Raw genomic sequence first — 20,051 nt, 5'->3', positions numbered from 1 at the left:
AAATTGAATACAAATGCCTGTTAAAAAACTAACAGAAGGATTTCTTCTGTCTATCAAACACTTTATTAAATTCGACTTCGGATTACTCTTAATGAGCACTTTAAAGTGGCTACTGATCTCTGCAATATTGGGGGGGATTATTGGCTCCGCCTCTGCGCTGTTTTTAGAAACTTTAAATTGGGCAACTAATTATCGTGAGCAACACGTCTGGATTATCGCTTTTTTACCAACTGCTGGTATAATCATTGGTTTGGCTTACCATTATTGGGGTGCAAAGGTTGTTAAAGGGAACAATCTTTTGATTGAGGAATTACAATCGCCCAAGAATGTAATTCCGCTGATTATGGCACCGCTCATTTTTGCCGGCACGATTATAACCCATTTATTTGGCGGATCGGCTGGAAGAGAGGGCACAGCGGTGCAAATTGGAGGGGCCTTTGCCGACCAGTTTACGAAACTGTTTAAACTTAAAGCCAGAGATCGGAAAGTGATCCTCATCTGCGGAATCAGCGCCGGTTTTGCTTCTGTTTTTGGAACACCATTGGCGGGCGCCGTATTCGGATTGGAGGTTTTTGTGATTGGAAGTTTAACTTACAGTTCAATTCTTCCTTCATTTATAACGGCAATTATTGCCAATTACGCCTGCAATGTCTGGGGAGTTAGTCATACCCATTATTCTATAGCCACTGTACCAGAAGTGGATTCGATAAACCTATTGTTATCTTTAGGTGCAGGAATATTGTTTGGTCTTACGGCGCGGAGCTTTTCTGCATTAACCCATGTGCTATCCAGCCTTTTTGCCAAAATTAAATATCCACCATTACGCCCATTTATTGGCGGAATAATTTTAGTGTTCATTATTTACCTGATCGGAAATACACGATACATAGGACTGGGTATTCCGGTTATTTCAGAATCTTTTATAAAACAGGAAGCTTATTACACTTTCGTCATAAAATTATTTTTAACCACACTTACCCTTAGCGCAGGTTTTAAAGGCGGCGAAGTAACTCCACTATTTTTTATCGGGGCTACACTCGGTAGTTTTTTAAGTTTGTTTATTCCCTTGCCTTTTGGCTTATTGGCGGGAATGGGCTTTGTAGCAGTATTTGCAGGGGCAGCGAACACACCATTGGCCTGTATTTTTATGGGCATAGAACTGTTTGGTACAGCATCGGGCATTTATATTGCATTAGCCTGCGTTACCGCTTACCTATTTTCGGGTCATACCGGGATTTACAGATCGCAAACCGTTGGTGCTCCAAAACATTTATTGTTGAAGAGGTACCAGTTTTTGAAGTCGCTTTGACAACCTTCTCAACAAGAGGCCTGTAAGGTTGTCAAAGTTCATCGAATAATATAGCTTCCTGATGTCTGAATAAAAATTTTAGGTATTCTGTTATTCCACCAAATTGGCTTTGAAAACCTTCTAGTGCTCTACAAAGTAAGGTTGTCAAAGTTCATCGAATAATATAGCTTCCTGATGTCTGAATAAAAATTTTAGGTATTCTGTTATTCCACCAAATTGGCTTTGAAAACCTTCTAGTGCTCTACAAAGTAAGGTTGTCAAAGCTCATCGAATAATATAGCCCCATGAATATCAGAATGAAATTTTAAATACTCTGCTTTCCCGCCAAACCAGTCCAATACTTCTTGCTTTTTTAGTTTGATATCAGTTTCCAATAAAATACGCTTATAAGAACTCCATTTCCAATCTCTGAAATCAGATATAAGGTTATGCTTTTGAGGATTTGCATGAATATAATAAATGAGTCTACTTAAATAAAAATCATCATTTATCTCAGCGCGTTTAAATGGTGTCTGAAATAATGTTCCTATTCTTTTATGCTGAATATTAAATGCTAACGCATAGGATTAAAAAATATTCTAAATTGTTTGCTTACAATATCATGTAATGAAAAATCACCATTTGGGTCAATAGAAGCTAAACTTTCTTTAACCTGGATTAGCAGATGAAAATGATTCCCTAATAAACAAAAAGCATAAACATCTAAAACCTTTGAAAGGTATGATCAAATTTCTTGGAGAAAAAATCTATAATTGGCATCAGATTTAAAAAGTGGTTGCCTATCTATAGATCGGTTATAAATGTGATAGAATTTTCCTTCTTCAAATTTAGTATAGTAATGTTCGGTTTTTGCCATAAAAATATTGCATAAACCAATATACTAAAAATCAGCTATAAAAAGCTTTGACAACCTACTGGCAAATAGCCTATAAGGTTGTCAAAGCCTTCGATATACGACTATTAATACAGCACCCTAAATTTTATTGTTTGTTCGATCTTTTTAAGCGATTTAAATAGTTGTTTATCGTACTGTGCATTGATATCGGTAATGGCATAACCAATCTCAGGATTGGTCATTAAAAACTGGCTCACAATATTAATATCGTGTTTGGCGAAAACAGTATTGATTTTTGCCATAATACCCGGAACGTTTTTGTGAATATGGATTAAACGGTGCGATTTCTCAATTTTTGGCAATTGCAAATTTGGAAAATTACTGCTCAAATATGTTGCTCCGGTATTCATAAAATCGGCTACCCTTTTCGGGATAAAATTGATGTTGCGCGGATTGTTTTTCGGGTCATCAAAAACAACAATACCTTGTTTTGTACACAAACCCAGGTCTATTTTATTTTTTGCATTACCTAAATATCCAATAGTTTTCAGCTTAGCAGCGTTTTTTAACTGTTCATTGCTTATTTTTTCGCCATCAGCTAAAAGGATAATTCCCACATCTTTTACGTATTTATCTTCAAAAGAGGTTTTGTGCCTAATTGATAAACCATCATTTTTAAGGATAGAAATGGTTACCGGGTTAACCTCACCAATTACCAGGCAAAGGATTCTATTTTTAGGGTAGGAAATTGCACGCGGCAGATCATTTACGTACAAAAACTCGTCGAAACTTGGTGTTACATGGTCTGCTTTGGAAACAATGCTTTCGCGGGCAATATTCTCCGTAAATGCAAAAAACTTATTGATGATACCGCTTTCGCGTAACTGGAAATCAGAATAACCATCACCTATACCAAATAACTCGCCTTCGAGTTTTAAATGCTGAAGTAATTTTACTTTACCACCCTCTTCACTTAAAGGATTAGCATGATCGTAGTCAATAATTTTGCCATCTCCGGTGGTTACAAAGGTATTGGCATAAATATTTTCCTTTTTGATGTGGTATTGGCTTACTACAGGGGTAATAAATTCCTTAAAGCCGCCAGAGACTATCAATACCTCATCGGCATGTTTCTTAAAAAACTCGGCATTACGCGAAAAGGAAGTAGATACTTTCTTTTTTAAATGTTTAATGAGCTGTTTTAAATGATCTTCATTGGCTTCAAGCAGCTTAACACGTTGTGCTAAACTTTCAGAGAAGGAAAGTTTTCCTTCCATGGCAAAATTGGTATAATCTTCTATTTTTTGGAAAATTGCCTCTTTATCCGGGTGGTTCTTTAGCGAAATTCGGGCAAGTTCATCAAGTGCTTCTACCTGTGTAAAGGTACTATCAAAATCGATGATGTAATAAGCTTTCTGTTTGGGCATTATCTTAAATGTTGGGTAATTTCTTTTATGCTTTCAGCAACCGGCTTAAAAATAATACCTGTTGCCGTTTTTACTTTATGGTTATTGTAATAACTTAAGGTTAAACTGCTCTTTGCAGCATCTTTAGTGATAGAAGGCTGTTTACCAGTAAATATAGATGCAAATTTTAGTGCCCTCCAGGCTATTCCAAGCATCCATGCCTTTGCTTCTTTAGTTGGCGCTTTAACACCAAAACCCTCAGCAATTTCGCTAAACAGTTCTTTATAATGATAATCATCGGCAGAAATGATATACCGCTCTCCTGAGACTTTGATGTCCATTAGCAGGATCATCGCTTTGGCTACGTCTTCAACATCAACAAAACCCGAAGCCCCATCAGTATAAAATGGGAAACCACCTTTTACCAATTTAAAAATAGCTCCACTCCCTTCAAAACCTGCATTTTTACCAATAATGACTGATGGATTGACAATGATAGCGTCTAGTCCTTCGGTAATACCACGCCAAACCTCCATTTCTCCTTCGTATTTGGACAAACCGTAGGCATGTGCTTTTGCATCATACTCCCAAAAGTCTTTTTCAGTAATTTTATGTCCTTTTTTTGCATTACCCAGGGCAGCAACCGAACTTACATGCAATAGCCTGCAATTATTTTCGGCTGAAAGGTTTACAATGTTCGATGTACCTTCTATGTTTACATGAAAAAGGTGCTTTTTATGTTTCGGGTTAAAGGATACGAATGCAGCGCAATGGTAAACTTTGGTAACCCCCGTAAAAGCATCTTCTAAAGTAGAAAGGTCGTTAATATCGGCTTCAAACCATTCAATCAAAGGAATATTTTCGATCAACGCAGGGATTTTAGATTTCTCCCGCCTCAGTGCCCGAACAGTTAAACCATTGTCGGTTAACTGCTTAATTAATTCAGATCCTAAAAATCCAGTTCCTCCGGTTACCAGTATCATTTTATTTTTTTCGAGCTATATATGGAAATACGCATTCAAAAATAGATATTTGAGCCGAGAGTTTTAAATAAATATATGTCATTAACGGATTTCTTTTCCCCAATAAACCCCGATAGTTTTACGCCAAGACAAGGATTTTTTACAAGTCAGTTGGGATTAAAAGTGCAGATTTACACCGAATCGTTTCCCGATTTTGAAGAACATACTTACGATTTGGCCATTTTTGGCGTACTTGATGGAAGAGGTGCCGTTAACAACGAAGGTTGTGCGCTGGCACCCGATTATTTTAGAGAGAAATTTTATAAACTTAATGAAGGCGCTTTTAATAGCAGAATTGTCGATTTAGGTAATATTAAGCATGGTGCAACCATTGCAGATACTTACATCGCCATCAAAATGGTCGTTTCAGAACTGATCAAAAAAGACATTATTCCAGTCATTATTGGTGGCGGGCAAGATCTAACCTATGGTCAATACCTTGGTTATGAAGATTTAGAGCAAAAAGTAGATCTCGTTATTATAGATAATCAATTTGATATTGGTGACGACGACAACGAGGGAATTGCTACCCGATCGGATTGTTATCTGAATAAGATTTTCTTACATCAACCTAATTACCTCTTCAATTTTAGCAATGTGGGTTATCAAACTTATTTTGTGAACCAAGAGAGTTTGAGCGTAATGGATAAATTATATTTTGATGTACACCGTTTGGGCGAGTTTGCCCAGGATATTACCTTAGCGGAACCCATTATCCGAAATGCAAACATGGTTAGCTTTGATATGAGCGCCATCCGCTCTGCCGATGCTACTGCAAATGCGAACACCACGCCAAATGGTTTTGATGGCAAAGAAGCCTGCCGCATTGCCCGCTACGCAGGCATGAATGATAAATTGACCTCAATTGGTTTTTACGAGTTTAATCCGGCCTACGACAATAACGGACAAACAGCTTTCTTACTTGCCCAAATGGTATGGTATTTTGTAGATGGATATTATGCGCGCAAAAAGGATTTTCCGCTTACACCTAAATCGCAGTTTATAATCTATCGAACCAGTTTAAAAGATGGTTCGGGAGAAATGATGTTTGTAAAAAGCAAAAAATCAGACCGCTGGTGGATGCAGGTACCTTATCCGTCTGGACAAACTAAAAATGAACGTTATCACCTTGTACCTTGCAGGTATGATGATTATCAAACTGCAGTAAATGGTGAAATGCCCGATTTATGGTGGAGAACCTACCAAAAATTGAATTAAATCTCTATGTAATTTCAAAGTAGAAGCTATGTAATTTCAAAGTAGAAGCCATGTAATTTCAAAGTTATTGTTGTATATCGATACTTTTTGCTGTATTTTTGTTTAAACAACTAACTATGCAAAAATTAGTTAAAAGACATATAGCCAAATACATCCAGGCTCAGAAAAGCAAATTCCCCATTATTGCTGTTACTGGCCCAAGGCAATCGGGAAAGACCACATTGCTAAAGCATATATTTAGTGATTACAGATATATTTCGCTTGAAAACCCAGATGCCAGAGCCTTTGCAACAGAAGATCCTAATGGTTTCTTAAATGAATATAACCGCAAGGTGATTTTTGATGAGGTACAAAGGGTTCCATTGCTTTTTTCTTATCTTCAAAACATTGTTGATGAGTCTAAAATGATGGGTCAGTTTATTTTATCAGGTTCACAAAATTTTCATTTAATGCAGGGCATCACACAAAGTCTTGCAGGAAGAGTAGCACTATTTAAACTTTTACCTTTCGATTTATCTGAACTTAAAACCAATGATCTACTTGAAGATTCATTTGTTGAAGCTTGCATTAAGGGTTCATATCCTGCTATTTACGATCGCGATATAGAACCTAATGTATATTTTTCTAATTATATACAAACCTATGTAGAAAAAGATGTTACTGAACTTCTAAATATTAAAGATTTAAAGACATTCAGAACTTTTATTGGAATATGTGCTAATCAAGCCGGACAGTTGCTTAACCTAAGCGCATTGGCTAACACCTGTAATATATCACAGCCAACAGCAAAAAATTGGCTTTCAGTTTTAGAAAGCAGCTATATTATATACCTTTTACAGCCATATTATGAAAATTTTAATAAGCGTTTGGTAAAAACACCAAAACTCTACTTTTACGATTCAGGGTTACTGTGCCATTTACTAAAAATTAAAACCGGTAAAGCCTTAATAGGAAATAGGTTGAAAGGAAATATTTTCGAGAATATGGTAATTGCGGAATTCGAGAAGCAAAACTATCATAACTTTTTAAATAACGAATATTACTTTTGGCAAGATAGCAATACCAACGAGGTGGATTTACTCCTGCCAACAGACAACGGCTTTTCCGCATTTGAAATCAAAGCTACGCAAACCATCACTTCTGATTTATTCAAAAACCTGGATAAATTTGAGTTAAATGCCAGCCCAAAAAAAGTGGAAAAAACATTAATTTATGGAGGTTTGGAGAACCAAAAACGTAGTCAGTATAAAATATTAAGCTGGAAATCGATAAAATAAACATTTACGCTATTAATAAACAGTCCATCATAATTTTACACAGCTATTTACGTTTTAGCGATACAGAATTCTATATTTGGACAGGATTTAACCAACCTCATAAAAACATCATGATTTTCAAAATCAAAAAGTAAAATCAACAAATCATGATAACTAATGAAAACAATTTTATACAGATGAAAAAATTATTATTATCAGCAATGGCTTTATTGCCAATTGCAGCATTGGCACAGAAGCCATTTACAGTTAATGGTGACATAAAGGGCCTAAAAACCGGAGATAAGGTCTACCTTATATATCAAACAGAAGGTAAAAGCATTACCGACTCAGCAATTGTAGCAAACGGTGCTTTTGCTTTTAAAGGAACATTAGCCAGCCCTGCTCAGGGAAGTCTTTTCTTAAACAAAAACCCTTATGTTAATCGTCCGGCACAGGGTGAGAAATTAGATGCACTATCGTTATACGTAGAGCCAGGAAATATAAAGCTATCTGCAGCAGATTCATTAAAAAAAGCAACAATTACCGGTTCCGCTGTTAATGCTGATGCAGCTAAATTAAAAGCATTAACTAAACCTGTAGCAGATAAACTTGCTGCAATTAATGCAGAATATGCGGCTTATACACCAGAGCAAAAACAAGATAAGGCCGTTATGGAGGCTTTAGGCGCTCGTTATGAAAAAGAAGCTGCAGGACTGACTCCATTGTTATTGCAGTTTGCTAACAGCAACCCAAAATCATTTATTAGCCTAAATTCAATTAATGAGCTAGCCTCAGATCCAGATCAGGCGGCTGCAGCAGAGAAGACTTTTAATGCACTATCACCTGAGCTTAAGGCAACTTACACGGGCAAAAAAATTGCTCAAATATTCGAGGCAGGAAGAAAAACAGCCGTAGGTGTGATGGCTATGGATTTTACCCAGAATGACCCTGATGGTAAACCCGTTAAATTATCTGATTTTAAAGGAAAATATGTACTGGTAGATTTCTGGGCTTCATGGTGCGGACCATGCCGTCAGGAAAATCCAAATGTGGTAGTAGCTTACAATAAGTTTAAAGATAAAGGCTTTACTGTTTTAGGTGTTTCTTTAGACCGTCCGGGTAAAAAAGATGCCTGGTTAAAAGCAATTGCAGATGACAAATTAACATGGACACATGTTTCTGATTTAAAATTTTGGGAGAACGAAGTAGCTCAAATGTATGGTATCCGCTCAATTCCAGCCAATTTCTTAATTGATCCAACAGGTAAAATTATTGCTAAAGGCTTAAGAGAACAAGCTTTACAAGATAAACTTCAAGAATTATTAGGAAGTAAATCGAAATAAAAAAGCATTCAAAACAAAGAAAGTCCCAACTAAAAATTGGGACTTTCTTTGTTTTACAGGAAAAAACTATTAAGCAGATTTTAAGAAATCCAATAAGTTAATGAAATAATTTTCAAGTCCTTGGTAAGGATGTTCTCCAGGAATCCATGACGCGAATTTCCAGTATTCCCAATCGGCATTTTCGATTACTGGTGGAATTAAAAGAAAATATTGTTCTTCGGTTAAGCCACCGATCACAATGCTTCTGGCCAGTTTAATGGCCCCCTCCAGCAACTCAACATTTTCTGTCCAGATTTCGATTAACTGTGGATCAACATCTTTTAGAAATGCTACATCACTTATTTTGGAAAACGATGGATCGACATTTTCATTTAGTGTAGTAAATCCATTGGTAATCAACAGAAATTCTTTATAATCCACTGGAAGCGTTACCCCCAATCTTGTTTCAGCTTCTTGTATTTCGGCTGGAGTGGCAGGTTGATCGCCAAGCCATTTTGTTTTGGTCTGCTCAGTTGTAAAACTAAACTCTCCTAGTTTAATCGCCATTTCGGAAATCTCCCTGAGTATTTTTTTCAACTTATATTCTCTCAAATCAAGTCAAACCCGATATCTTCCCTGAAATATTTCCCGTCGAAATAAATTCTCCCGGCATCAGCAGTCGCCGATTGTAAAGCAGTAAACAAATCTTTTTGTAAACTGGTAATTGCAATTACCCTTCCTCCATTTGTTTTCACCACATCATTTTCTAACAATGTTCCGGCATGGAAGGCATTCGAATGACGTAAGTTCTCGATTCCTGAAATGGCTTTACCTTTCAGATAATCGCCCGGGTAACCACCTGCCACAATCATTACAGTAGCGGCTGTTTGCTCAGAAATAACCAGATTAACCTGATTTAATTGTTTGTTGGCTGTAGCTAAAAAAAGTTCTACTAAGTCGTTCTCAATTCTAGGGATCACACTCTCTGTTTCAGGATCGCCCATACGTGCATTATATTCGATTACAAATGGCTCCTCACCTACTTTAATCAGTCCGAAAAAGATGAAACCTGTATAATCAATATTATCTTTCTTTAAACCATCAACTGTTGGTTTAATAATGCGTTCTTCTACTTTAGCTAAAAATTCTGGTGTGGCGAAAGGAACCGGCGAAACCGAGCCCATACCACCAGTATTTAAACCAGTATCGCCCTGGCCAATCCTCTTATAATCTTTAGCAGAAGGTAATGTAATATAATTTTCACCATCAGTTAAAATAAATACCGAAAGTTCTATCCCGCTTAAAAATTCTTCAATCACTACCGTTGCCCCAGCTGCACCAAATTTACCGCCAAGCATCAGTTTTAATTCTTCCTGGGCTTCGATGGTCTCGGTACAGATTAATACTCCTTTACCTGCTGCCAAACCATCGGCCTTTAAAACAACTGGCAAAGCATGGTTTTGCAGATAAGCCAATCCATCTTCCAAAGTTTCGGGCGTGAAAGATTTTGAAGCCGCAGTAGGAATACCATGGTGCTCCATAAACTGTTTTGAGAAGTCTTTGCTTCCTTCCAGAATGGCCCCTTCTTTTTTAGGCCCGATAACCGGGATGTGCGCAATGGCCTTGTCGGCAAGGAAAAAATCATGAATACCATTTACCAGAGGTTCTTCAGGGCCAACTACAACAAGTCCGATATTTTCGGTAAGCACTAATTTTTTAATGGCATCAAAATCGTTTACATTGATATTGATGTTTGTACCATAAGCTCCTGTACCACCGTTACCTGGAGCAATAATTAGTTTATCGCAGTGCGAAGACTGGCTCATTTTCCAAGCGAATGCGCTTTCTCTGCCGCCTGAACCTAAAAGTAAGATATTCATATCGGCAAAGATAAATAAAAATGTAAGAGGGAAAATGGAAAAAGATGTATGAGGGAAAAGGTAAGATGGATGATGTACCTATGGATCGCCTTCATTTCCCGTCTTACAGTATCCATCTTCATCTTACCTTACTTCGCGCTTCGCGTCATTTGCTCAAGCATATCCCACATTTCGTTCGGGATTGCCTCTAAGCCATTCATTTGGCCTGCACCCTGTAACCATTCGCCTCCATCAATAGTAATTACTTCTCCATTAATGTAGCCTGAAAAATCGCTTACCAGAAATGCAGCTAAATTGGCAAGTTCCTGGTGATCGCCCACTCTTTTTAGCGGCACCCGGTTTTTAAAGTCAAATTTTTTGGCTAAATCGCCAGGTAATAAACGCTCCCATGCACCTTTAGTTGGAAATGGGCCAGGAGCGATCGCATTGGTACGGATACCATATTTACCCCACTCTACTGCCAAAGATCTTGTTAGTGCTAACACACCACCTTTTGCACAGGCCGATGGCACAACATAAGCAGAGCCTGTAAAAGCGTAAGTGGTAATGATATTCAAAACTGTTGCTGCTTGTTTTTCCTTAATCCAATGTTTGCCAAAGGTAAGTGTACAATTAATAGTTCCTTTTAAAACGATATCGATAATGGATGAAAAGGCATTGGCTGATAACCGTTCTGTTGGCGATATAAAATTACCCGCAGCGTTGTTCAATAATACATCAACCGAGCCAAATCTTTCTAAAGTTTTGGCCAATACATTTTCCACCTGTTCAATGTCCCGCACATCGCAAGCTACAGCCAATACTTTGCCGCCGGTTTTTTCTTCCATTTCATCGGCAGTTTTTTGTAATACATCCTGCTTACGACTGGTGATCACTAAATTAGCGCCTAACTTCAAAAAATAAACGCCCATCGCTTTCCCAAGCCCCGTTCCGCCACCTGTAATTACAATGGTTTTTCCTTTTAAAGCGTCTTCTCTGAGCATGGGTGCATTATAATTGAACATAATATTTGGTTAACTGGTTAATTATTTAGATTGTTTTATTGCTAAATTGCTGGGAATGGTTGATCGGTTAATTGTTGTGATTGGCTAACTGTAGAAGTTCGTAAATTGCTAACTGGAAACCGACAACTGCAAACTGATTACTTTCTCTGCAGGTTAGCTAAAATTGTTTTTAAAATATGGCGCGTTGCAGGTGACCACCATTGTGCCAACATTTTTTCTAGCGTAGCAGATTGATCAGCAGATACCGCAGCAATGAGTTCTTCGCGGATACTCACTTTACTTTGTGACCAGGTATTGCTTTCGAGTTCCATATATTTCTTAATCTTACGCTCTGCAGCCGTTAACAAACTTTCATTTTTCACCAGTTCATCAACCAAACCGACGTTTAAAGCTTCTTCGGGGTTATACAACTTACCGGAAAGCAAACTACGGGTGGCTTCGGCTTTGCCGATCCAAAAGGCATACAACTGAAAAATACTATTGGGTACGATAATACCTACCGGAACCTCATTTAATCCAATAATGTATTGTCCTTCTGCCATTACCCGGTAATCACAAGCTAAGGCCATCACACAACCACCGGCCGGACTATGCCCGCTAATTGCGGCTATCATTGGCTTTTTAAAAGAAACCATATTTGCCGTAAAACCTAAAAACAACTCCCAGAATGACTTTGCTTCTTGTTCGTTATAATTATAAAGTTCTACCAAATCCAATCCTGCAGAAAAGAAAGGTGCTGTACCGGTTAAAATTACACCGCCAATGTTATCATCAGCGGCAATATTTTTAAGCATATCATCCAGTTCGGTAATCAGTTCGCGGTTTAAAGCGTTCGACTTTCCTCTGTCTAATGTGATAATTGCCAGGCGATCTTTAACACTTACTTTTATTGTATTCATATTTTAAATAGTATCAAGATTTGAATATTCAGTATCAAGGTTTAAGTATCGAGTATCAAGATAAATATACCGCAGCATAAACTATGCATGCATACTAATTCAAATTTATCTATTTTTCTCTATTTAACATCATAAGTGTAAACTTTTCTTGCCAAATGCCCTGCAGCGTCTATTCCTTCTAATACTACGCGGTAGGTTCCTGGCTCATCTGCATTATAAAATTCGAATTGTGCTTTTCCGTCCTTATCTGTAACAACCTGTGGATTCCAATAAATGGTTGTTCTTAAATCAGACCTGTTGCCTGAGCTAGCTGCATCATATTTTGGCGAATAAAATTCTCTTGAAATAGTAAATCCTTTAGGGTTAAATGTTACAATTCCAGGCGCATATCTTTCTGTACTTCTACCTCCGTCGCCGCGTTTAGTGGTAATAATAATTATACCTCCACCGCCTTGCGAACCATAAATAGCAGTATTACCAATACTTTTTAGCAACTCAATAGATTCTACATCATTAGGCGTAACGTTATCCAGAAAATCGGCCTCCATTTGCATCCCATCAACGATAATACGCATCGGCGTATCTTGACTGCGCATCAGGTATGGTACATTGTTTCTAAAAATTACACCTGGTAAACGGCCCTGCAAACATTGAGATAAGGTAACACAGGTGGATAACTGATCGGCCGTCATAATAAAATCGGCCCTACCCGCACCGTTTAAGTTGGATGAATTTTTCGCTGGATTTTTCTTTTCAGTAATCGTGACCTCGTCGAGTTTAATGGTCCGCTCCAGCAAGCCTAAGCGGGTCATCTCATTAAAATAATTATCACTTTCTTTAATATACTTCATCAAAGTATTATTCACATTGATATCAATATCGGCTCCATTTTTATTCTTGGTTACAATCTGCCCGGGAACAATATCAAGATTAATATCTACAAACTTGCGCTCTGTTTTAGTCCTTGCCTGAACCACAAATTTTGTACTGTCGCCAAAACTTAAATTATCGAAAACAAATTTTCCCTCGGCATTGGTTACCGTATCCAAAATGTACATGGTTCCTTTTGTGGCCATCAGCATTACTTTCCCACCAGGTACAGGTTTATTACCCTTCATCACCGTTCCGCTAATGCTTATAGACTGTTCGGGCTTATAGGTGATATTGGGACCAACATTATTGATAATATTTTTCCAAAGAAATCTTCTCCAGCCCTGGGTAAGCATGAGGTTATCGAGTTCTTTTTGTGTTTGAAGATCATCTTTTAAAAAATAATGGTTAGGATTCTCTACATATCCGGTCAGATCAGAGGTAAGTAACAGTGAGGTGAGTATATTCGATTCATTGTTTTCATCAGGGGTAACTTTTGTTGCGTTGGTAACCGCAACCGAAAAACTACCTAAAACAGGCTTGCTATCATTATTTGCACTGAAAGTAAAAGCTGCTTTTCCTCTTTTTGAGGCAGATACTCCGGATGCATTAAGCGATACATCAATTAGTTCGGCCTTATTGTTTATAAAAACCAAACGCTCTGCTAAAGGTTGATTAGTGCTCGAAAACAATGTAAACTGAACAATACCGGCTGGAAGGTTCTTTTTTGGAATATTTGCTACCAGTACCTGTTTGTCCATTTTAGCCTTAGAGCCATAATATACATTGCCTCCGTGCTGGGCCACAACTTTTAGTTCAGCTCCATTTACAAGATCGGCACTGGCCATAATTTTAACGACCACTTTACCAGTATCTAGCGCATTTACAGAGAGTGCATATCCGCTTTTAGCGGCTACCGGAAGTTTAATTATCTTTTCAGATCCATCTTTAAACTTAACTTTTGCTGAGTAAGATCGACCTGCCTGACTATTAAACACGAAATTTCCCATGCCCAGGTAATTGGTAGAAAACGAAGTAACTTCATTTCCCGTTTCATCTACAATGCTGCCCTGAACATCCTCACCACGGCCGGTAGAGCCAACCGCTTTGATAGCCACTTTTTGCGGCAGCTCTTCAACAAGGGCCCCTCCTTCTGGCATAAACTGTACATCTACATCATTAGATGTTGAAGTAATCGGGATAGATTTGATCACCTTTTGTTTATTATCAAGCGTTATGGTTGCAATAATTTTTCCAGATTTATTTTGAAACGGCTGACTATTAGTAAAATTAATCACCGCATCGCCCGTTAAACTGGTTTTAACTTTTCCTTTGCTCACCGAGCGGTAATCTAACTGCACATCATAACTCACTTCGTTTTCGCTATAAGCTACGCCATTTTTATCTTCGAAATGAACTGTGGCCGTAACCTTATCGGCATTGTTTTCTTTTGTAAAGTTATAAGTGGTTTTTGTAAAAACTTTGTTAGCCCAGCTATTTCCGATCTTAATTGTCTTATCGTAAAAGAATTCGGCGCCAAAATTCCGCATGTAACTGGTATAGGCCCTAATTCTATAATTACCCTCAGCTAGCGAATCTGTGAGCTTAAAATCACCCCAGGTAATTCCACCCATAATGGGTAATTTAACCATTTTTTTTAGCGAATCTTTTTCATTAATCAGCTCTACATACAGGATTTTGCTGATGTCGGAAGGAGCCGAGATCTTGGTATTCACCACATAGGCTTTGAACCAAATATCATCTCCAATGGCATAATAAGGCTTATCTAAATGAAGATGGACCTTTTCTTGAGGATATTTACTGGTGTAATCTTCGAGTTTTTGCAAGAGCTGACTAAATGGATCATCATCCATTTTAAATGCACCAAAAACAATAAGCAGGAATAGAAAACTGATTGCGAGAGTAATTTTGAGTTTCATGTGATTAGGCAACAAATAAATACGTGTCAAGGTACAAAACCTAAGGCATACTTTTATGAAGTTACGATGAAATTTAGTTTGACTTCTAAGTTTTTAGTTAACCTCTATAAAAACGCTTTATTTATTAAATGGCAGAGCATTATAAGCTGCATTTCATTTCCGTGAAAAAATATACTTGCATGTCAAGTGATTTGGAAATGAGCAGCTCCCGATTTAAGCACCGGTTTATGCTATATTCGGGACGATAACAAATCTCGGGACTTCAGCACCCATGAAATGCCGCCCTTCATTCTAAATGAAAAATGATGAATTACCAGGAAATGGGCATTCCTGTCCTTTTGTGGAAAATTAGCCCCCTAATCATCATAAATTTGAAAACCCTGATACAAACCATTAACTTCATGCCATGGAAACCGATTTAATCCTTTCAGCAATTAACGAGCTACACCAAAAAGCAAACCTGGCTTTAGAAAATAAAGATTTAATGGCTTACATGGCCATATTTGATGATGCTTTTAGTTTTACCCCTTTCGAAAAATCAACCATAACTAAACGCGATTTTACCATTGATTTAAAAAAGTATTTCAACAGTGCTAAAGAAATCCATACCAGTCATTACCGGATAAAATCATCTATAGAAGATGACGTTTTTACCGAAAAAATTGCCCGTAAATCGGTTATTTTAAAACCTAAGCTGCTTATTTTTTCTAAAAAACAGACCATACAGACGGAAGAAATTTACCATTGGAAAAATATCAAAGGAGAATGGAAAGTAATTGCCATTGAAATTGTGCTGGAGGAGAAATACTAAATCTTAGTTTGTATGCTTAAGCAATTGGTTTTTTATATCATAATACTTACAATGTTTTTTGCGAATTGTAATAATAGATCTACTTCAAAAAAAATCAATCCGTTAGATACGGTTTCATTCGAACAACTCTCAAAAATTTCATGCAAATATCTCAAAAACCAGCAAACCTATTGCCAAGAAAAATATAAAATTGGAAAGTATGAAAGATGGGATTACGACCAATCAACTGGCAAACTCATATTTAGCAGTAAGGGGATGCAAAAAATTATTATTGACTATGAGGAAGTTGGATCCGTTTCGTTAACATCAAATACATGGCTGTGGGCTTGGGGCAATTCTTCCATCGAAGAAAATGTAAAAAGAGAAATTACACTGGTTAGATCTTATGGCATTAAAAGAGGTTTTAAAAGTCTCTTTAATGCAGAATGGTCTGCTGATATAGTAGATGGCTGGGATATGGCTGCAATTTCCGCATATATTTTAAAAGCTAAAGGTGTCTATAGAGTCCCTGGGCGGGATAATAAATTATTTTCATTTATGCTGTTTAAAAAAATTACAGTTATAGATTCCTTACCCCAGAAAAAATCGTAAAAAATAATAACATTAAAATTTGTCATATTACTTAAATTGAAGGTTCCTTCATTTTTTGACCTACATCAAAGGTTAAGTTTTTTAATACCCGCAACTTTGGCGTATTAAAAATTCAAAATGAAAAAAGAACATTTCAAACACATCAACACACTTTTCGTGGTTATCCCAATGACATTAATCATGGCCTTTGTGGGTTTAATGCGTAACTATGGTTTTGGCGAAGGTTGGTTCCTCAAATTCTTACAAGCCTGGAGCGTGATGCTGCCTGTAGCTTATTTCTCAGCCTTTATCATTATTCCAAACGCACGGAAACTGGCAGAAAAGATCACTTCTAAAACCTAAAACATTGTTACATTTGGTTAATACTAACTTAATGCACGAACAACTTTCCAGTTATATCAGAGACAAAATTATCATCAGCGATGAGGAGTTAGGAAAAGTATTATCTTTTTTTAAGATGATGCAGGTAAAGAAAAACGAAATCCTGATCAGCCCCGGCGAAACAAGTCAGCGTATTTACTTTGTTGACACAGGTTGCTTACGTATTTTTTTCCTAACAGCAGGTGGCACCGAAGCTACCAGGCATTTTGCTTTCGAAAACCAGTTTGCTACTGCTTTGGTTAGTTTTATTACCAACGAAACTTCAAAGGAATTTGTGCAGGCCATAGAAGATACGAACCTATATTACATTTCTCAAAACGATTTTTATCACCTGCTTCAAATTATCCCCCAGTGGGAGAAACTTTACCGCCATTACCTGGAATATGCGTATGTAACCAACACCAATAGGCTGATGTCGTTTATTACGCTCGATGCCACTGAACGTTATCGCCAGCTGCTCGCCCAAAACCCAGGCGTGGTGATGCGTATGCCGAACAAAATGGTTGCCTCTTATCTGAATATTTCTCAGGAAACACTGAGCAGATTAAAATCAAAAGCATAAATTTAGGGTACAATTTTAAGTCTGCCAGGTTATTTTCTCCAAACGTATCTATGCAGAATGAAGAAATACGTCAGAGGGAATGCTAAAATAGTCTTTAAGTTTTTGAGCCATCTTCAAAGTGATATCTCTCTTTCCTGATAATACCGCAGATACATGTCCCTTGCTTCCGATTATAGGTTCTAAATCTTTAGCTTTTATCCCATTTCCTTCATTTTATATTTAATTACTTCTAAGGCATCTAATTCTGGTAGTTGATAATTTTTTTCATCAAAATCTTTTATCAGAACAAGTAATAATTCTAGCTCATCACTTTCAGGTGTGTTCGGTGTGGCATGAAAAATTTCCATCAATCTCATTGATGCTTTATTATAATCGGTTTCGTTTTTTAATATTTTCCAGTTCATCGTTACAGATCATTATCTGTTAAAATTTTAGTGTCGAAGGCAATTGTTTCAACATCGATTTTATCACATCCCTTATGTGTTCCAAACCAGATCACATAATAGGCCTGCTGTATAAAATTTACAGACACAACCAATCTAAAATCGTTGCCTTTGATGTTGAAAACAACCCGGTTGTTCGCTACAATACTTGCATTTCCATATACACTTTTTAGCTGATTAAAATTATCAAAGTGTATCTTGCTAAATTCATGAAACCAAACCAATAATGGTATTTCTGCCAAAGGATAAGTTTTAACATCATACAATATGGTTTTCTTCACTAAAATTTTCATTAATCAAATGCAATTAAAAGTTTTCAAAATGCAAACTTTTAATATCCTAAAAATCCAGCCCAAAAACCTTCAGCTATAGCATCAACTTTAAAACAAAATCGGTATTTTTGCCGCTCAATTTAGATTATATATATGTTAAGAACAGTAACTTGTGGTGCATTAAACCTAAATAACTTAGGCGAAAGTGTTACGTTATGTGGTTGGGTACAAAAATCAAGAGATTTAGGCGGTATGACTTTTATCGATATCCGCGATCGTTATGGTATTACCCAGTTGGTTTTTAACATGGACGATAATCGTGAGCTTTGCGAAACTGCACGTACTTTAGGCCGTGAATTTGTAATTAAAGCGGTTGGTACCGTCGTAGAAAGAAGCAACAAGAACCCAAAAATGGCTACCGGCGACGTGGAGATTAAAATTTCGGCATTAGAGATTTTAAATGCTGCAAAATTACCACCGTTTATGATCGATGATGAAACGGATGGTGGTGATGAGTTGCGTATGAAATACCGTTATTTGGATTTACGCCGTAACCCGGTGCGCAATAACCTGGTTTTACGTCATAAAATGGCACAATCGGTTCGCCGTTATCTGGATGCTTTAGATTTTATAGAGGTTGAAACGCCGGTGTTAATTAAATCAACACCAGAAGGCGCAAGAGATTTTGTAGTGCCTAGCCGCATGAATGAGGGTGAGTTTTATGCTTTACCTCAATCGCCGCAAACCTTTAAACAATTGTTGATGGTTTCGGGTTTCGACCGTTATTTCCAGATTGTAAAATGTTTCAGGGATGAAGATTTAAGAGCCGATCGTCAGCCGGAGTTTACGCAGATCGATTGCGAAATGTCGTTCATTGAGCAGGAAGATATCTTAAATACTTTTGAAGGTTTGATTCGTACTTTATTTAAAGAAGTACGTAATTATGACTTACCAGAGGTTCCACGTATGCAATATGCAGATGCGATGCGTTTATATGGTTCAGATAAGCCGGATACCCGTTTTGCTATGCAGTTTGTAGAACTTAACGATCTTGTAAAAGGAAAAGGTTTCCCTGTATTTGATAACGCTGAGTTAGTTGTTGGTATCAATGCTAAAGGAGCAGCAAGCTATACACGCAAGCAACTGGATGAATTGACCGATTTTATTAAACGTCCGCAGATTGGTGCTACTGGTTTAATTTATGCCCGTCATAACGATGACGGAACCATTAAATCATCAGTAGATAAATTCTTTAACGAAGAAGACCTTAAACAATGGAGCGAAGCCTTTTCAACAGAAAAAGGCGATTTATTATTGATTTTAGCAGGTTCTACCGATAAAGTACGTAAGCAGTTAAACGAACTTCGTTTAGAAATGGGTAACCGTTTGGGCTTACGCGATAAAAATACATTCTCTGCCCTTTGGGTATTGGATTTTCCACTTTTAGAATGGGATGAAGAAACAGCACGCTACCACGCGATGCACCATCCGTTCACTTCCCCAAAACCGGAAGATATTGCCTTATTAGACACCGATCCTAAAAACGTAAGGGCTAATGCTTATGATATGGTCATCAATGGCACTGAAGTTGGTGGCGGATCGATACGTATCCACGACAGGGAATTACAGGCTTTAATGTTTAAACATTTGGGTTTTAGCGCAGAAGAAGCACAAAAACAATTTGGTTTCTTAATGGATGCTTTCGAATTTGGCGCACCTCCACATGGCGGAATTGCTTTTGGTTTCGATCGTTTAACCTCAATTTTCGCAGGTTTAGATTCGATCCGTGATGTGATTGCTTTCCCTAAAAACAACTCTGGAAGAGATGTAATGATTGATAGTCCGAGTACAATTGATGAGAAACAATTGAAGGAATTGAAAATTAAGACGGATTTATAGCCAAATCCATCATGCTGATCCGATAACTATTGTATTTATTTCAACATCTTTTAAGAAGACCCTGAAATAAATCCAGGGTGACGAAACGCATAAATAAGCCTCAGAATGTAAAAACTCTGAGGCTTATTTTT

General features: G+C 37.3%; 18 protein-coding genes. 9 read left to right on the top strand and 9 right to left on the bottom strand.

The genetic code is table 11. The annotated features are described in order from the left end of the window. Positions 1 to 13: 13 nt before the first annotated feature. A complete protein-coding gene (locus tag FFJ24_RS23290; RefSeq protein WP_138819507.1) occupies positions 14 to 1,309 on the top strand; it encodes a voltage-gated chloride channel family protein in 1,296 nt (431 codons plus the stop codon). Between the two features lie 960 nt (positions 1,310 to 2,269). On the opposite strand, the gene FFJ24_RS23285 is transcribed toward FFJ24_RS23290, so the two are convergent. Together FFJ24_RS23285 and FFJ24_RS23280 are read right to left on the bottom strand one after the other, a co-directional pair. Beyond that, positions 2,270 to 3,571, bottom strand: coding sequence for an HAD-IB family phosphatase (locus tag FFJ24_RS23285; RefSeq protein ID WP_138819506.1), 1,302 nt, complete (start codon positions 3,569 to 3,571; stop codon positions 2,270 to 2,272). After that, a complete protein-coding gene (locus FFJ24_RS23280; RefSeq protein WP_138819505.1) occupies positions 3,571 to 4,533 on the bottom strand; it encodes an NAD-dependent epimerase/dehydratase family protein in 963 nt (320 codons plus the stop codon). The genes FFJ24_RS23285 and FFJ24_RS23280 overlap by 1 nt, the downstream gene beginning before the upstream one ends. A gap of 75 nt (positions 4,534 to 4,608) precedes the next feature. On the opposite strand from FFJ24_RS23280, the gene FFJ24_RS23275 reads away from it, so the two are divergent. The 3 genes from FFJ24_RS23275 (at position 4,609) to FFJ24_RS23265 (ending at position 8,389) form a co-directional block, all read left to right on the top strand. Beyond that, positions 4,609 to 5,790: a formimidoylglutamase gene (locus FFJ24_RS23275; RefSeq protein WP_138819504.1), complete on the top strand. Its 1,182-nt coding sequence runs from the start codon at positions 4,609 to 4,611 to the stop codon at positions 5,788 to 5,790. Between the two features lie 116 nt (positions 5,791 to 5,906). Then, complete coding sequence (locus tag FFJ24_RS23270) at positions 5,907 to 7,067, top strand: ATP-binding protein (protein WP_138819503.1); 1,161 nt, start codon at positions 5,907 to 5,909, stop codon at positions 7,065 to 7,067. 176 nt (positions 7,068 to 7,243) lie between these two features. Beyond that, entirely contained in the window at positions 7,244 to 8,389 is a 1,146-nt protein-coding gene (locus tag FFJ24_RS23265) for a TlpA disulfide reductase family protein (RefSeq protein WP_138819502.1), read from the top strand. Between the two features lie 69 nt (positions 8,390 to 8,458). Here the strand turns inward: FFJ24_RS23265 and FFJ24_RS23260 are convergent, their stop codons facing one another. The 5 genes from FFJ24_RS23260 to FFJ24_RS23240 all read right to left on the bottom strand — a co-directional run bounded on the left by FFJ24_RS23260 (position 8,459) and on the right by FFJ24_RS23240 (position 14,961). Beyond that, on the bottom strand, positions 8,459 to 8,965 hold the full coding sequence (locus tag FFJ24_RS23260) for an SMI1/KNR4 family protein (RefSeq protein WP_138819501.1): 507 nt from the start codon (positions 8,963 to 8,965) through the stop codon (positions 8,459 to 8,461). An 11-nt stretch (positions 8,966 to 8,976) separates the two neighbouring features. Beyond that, a complete protein-coding gene (purD, locus tag FFJ24_RS23255; protein WP_138819500.1) occupies positions 8,977 to 10,248 on the bottom strand; it encodes a phosphoribosylamine--glycine ligase in 1,272 nt (423 codons plus the stop codon). A 128-nt stretch (positions 10,249 to 10,376) separates the two neighbouring features. Next, positions 10,377 to 11,252: an SDR family oxidoreductase gene (locus FFJ24_RS23250; protein ID WP_138819499.1), complete on the bottom strand. Its 876-nt coding sequence runs from the start codon at positions 11,250 to 11,252 to the stop codon at positions 10,377 to 10,379. 137 nt (positions 11,253 to 11,389) lie between these two features. Then, positions 11,390 to 12,151 (bottom strand): enoyl-CoA hydratase/isomerase family protein, encoded by a 762-nt coding sequence (locus FFJ24_RS23245; protein WP_138819498.1) that lies wholly within the window; start codon positions 12,149 to 12,151, stop codon positions 11,390 to 11,392. Positions 12,152 to 12,270: 119 nt separating this feature from the next. Continuing rightward, complete coding sequence (locus FFJ24_RS23240; RefSeq protein WP_246862688.1) at positions 12,271 to 14,961, bottom strand: carboxypeptidase-like regulatory domain-containing protein; 2,691 nt, start codon at positions 14,959 to 14,961, stop codon at positions 12,271 to 12,273. Positions 14,962 to 15,367: 406 nt separating this feature from the next. Here FFJ24_RS23240 and FFJ24_RS23235 point away from each other — a divergent pair, with 406 nt between their 5' ends. From FFJ24_RS23235 to FFJ24_RS23220, 4 genes are all read left to right on the top strand, one after another. Beyond that, positions 15,368 to 15,772, top strand: a complete 405-nt coding sequence (locus FFJ24_RS23235) for a hypothetical protein (RefSeq protein WP_138819497.1) — start codon at positions 15,368 to 15,370, stop codon at positions 15,770 to 15,772. A 12-nt stretch (positions 15,773 to 15,784) separates the two neighbouring features. Next, positions 15,785 to 16,363, top strand: coding sequence for a DUF6882 domain-containing protein (locus FFJ24_RS23230; protein WP_138819496.1), 579 nt, complete (start codon positions 15,785 to 15,787; stop codon positions 16,361 to 16,363). A 117-nt stretch (positions 16,364 to 16,480) separates the two neighbouring features. Continuing rightward, positions 16,481 to 16,705, top strand: coding sequence for a DUF2798 domain-containing protein (locus FFJ24_RS23225; RefSeq protein WP_138819495.1), 225 nt, complete (start codon positions 16,481 to 16,483; stop codon positions 16,703 to 16,705). A 31-nt stretch (positions 16,706 to 16,736) separates the two neighbouring features. Next, a complete protein-coding gene (locus tag FFJ24_RS23220; RefSeq protein ID WP_138819494.1) occupies positions 16,737 to 17,306 on the top strand; it encodes a Crp/Fnr family transcriptional regulator in 570 nt (189 codons plus the stop codon). A 194-nt stretch (positions 17,307 to 17,500) separates the two neighbouring features. Here the strand turns inward: FFJ24_RS23220 and FFJ24_RS23215 are convergent, their stop codons facing one another. Next, positions 17,501 to 17,710 carry a transcriptional regulator gene (locus tag FFJ24_RS23215; RefSeq protein WP_138819493.1) on the bottom strand — a complete coding sequence of 70 codons (210 nt, stop codon included), beginning with the start codon at positions 17,708 to 17,710 and terminating at the stop codon, positions 17,501 to 17,503. Between the two features lie 2 nt (positions 17,711 to 17,712). Continuing rightward, positions 17,713 to 18,042, bottom strand: a complete 330-nt coding sequence (locus FFJ24_RS23210; protein ID WP_138819492.1) for a type II toxin-antitoxin system HigB family toxin — start codon at positions 18,040 to 18,042, stop codon at positions 17,713 to 17,715. 132 nt (positions 18,043 to 18,174) lie between these two features. Here FFJ24_RS23210 and aspS point away from each other — a divergent pair, with 132 nt between their 5' ends. Continuing rightward, the gene (gene aspS, locus FFJ24_RS23205) at positions 18,175 to 19,920 is read left to right on the top strand and encodes an aspartate--tRNA ligase (RefSeq protein ID WP_138819491.1); all 1,746 of its coding nucleotides are present in this window, start codon (positions 18,175 to 18,177) and stop codon (positions 19,918 to 19,920) included. Positions 19,921 to 20,051 lie beyond the last annotated feature (131 nt).

Origin of the sequence: Pedobacter sp. KBS0701, from assembly GCF_005938645.2 — a bacterium.
In the GTDB taxonomy this organism is placed as follows: Bacteria; Bacteroidota; Bacteroidia; order Sphingobacteriales; family Sphingobacteriaceae; genus Pedobacter.
This window is presented reverse-complemented; position numbering and strand designations above follow the sequence as displayed.

Coding starts and splice junctions, on each gene's coding strand:
- FFJ24_RS23290 (WP_138819507.1), top strand. CDS start 14: ATGCCTGTTAAAAAACTAACAGAAGGATTTCTTCTGTCTATCAAACAC.
- FFJ24_RS23285 (WP_138819506.1), bottom strand. CDS start 3,571: ATGCCCAAACAGAAAGCTTATTACATCATCGATTTTGATAGTACCTTT.
- FFJ24_RS23280 (WP_138819505.1), bottom strand. CDS start 4,533: ATGATACTGGTAACCGGAGGAACTGGATTTTTAGGATCTGAATTAATT.
- FFJ24_RS23275 (WP_138819504.1), top strand. CDS start 4,609: ATGTCATTAACGGATTTCTTTTCCCCAATAAACCCCGATAGTTTTACG.
- FFJ24_RS23270 (WP_138819503.1), top strand. CDS start 5,907: ATGCAAAAATTAGTTAAAAGACATATAGCCAAATACATCCAGGCTCAG.
- FFJ24_RS23265 (WP_138819502.1), top strand. CDS start 7,244: ATGAAAAAATTATTATTATCAGCAATGGCTTTATTGCCAATTGCAGCA.
- purD (WP_138819500.1), bottom strand. CDS start 10,248: ATGAATATCTTACTTTTAGGTTCAGGCGGCAGAGAAAGCGCATTCGCT.
- FFJ24_RS23250 (WP_138819499.1), bottom strand. CDS start 11,252: ATGTTCAATTATAATGCACCCATGCTCAGAGAAGACGCTTTAAAAGGA.
- FFJ24_RS23245 (WP_138819498.1), bottom strand. CDS start 12,151: ATGAATACAATAAAAGTAAGTGTTAAAGATCGCCTGGCAATTATCACA.
- FFJ24_RS23240 (WP_246862688.1), bottom strand. CDS start 14,961: ATGAAACTCAAAATTACTCTCGCAATCAGTTTTCTATTCCTGCTTATT.
- FFJ24_RS23235 (WP_138819497.1), top strand. CDS start 15,368: ATGGAAACCGATTTAATCCTTTCAGCAATTAACGAGCTACACCAAAAA.
- FFJ24_RS23230 (WP_138819496.1), top strand. CDS start 15,785: ATGCTTAAGCAATTGGTTTTTTATATCATAATACTTACAATGTTTTTT.
- FFJ24_RS23225 (WP_138819495.1), top strand. CDS start 16,481: ATGAAAAAAGAACATTTCAAACACATCAACACACTTTTCGTGGTTATC.
- FFJ24_RS23220 (WP_138819494.1), top strand. CDS start 16,737: ATGCACGAACAACTTTCCAGTTATATCAGAGACAAAATTATCATCAGC.
- FFJ24_RS23215 (WP_138819493.1), bottom strand. CDS start 17,710: ATGAACTGGAAAATATTAAAAAACGAAACCGATTATAATAAAGCATCA.
- FFJ24_RS23210 (WP_138819492.1), bottom strand. CDS start 18,042: ATGAAAATTTTAGTGAAGAAAACCATATTGTATGATGTTAAAACTTAT.
- aspS (WP_138819491.1), top strand. CDS start 18,175: ATGTTAAGAACAGTAACTTGTGGTGCATTAAACCTAAATAACTTAGGC.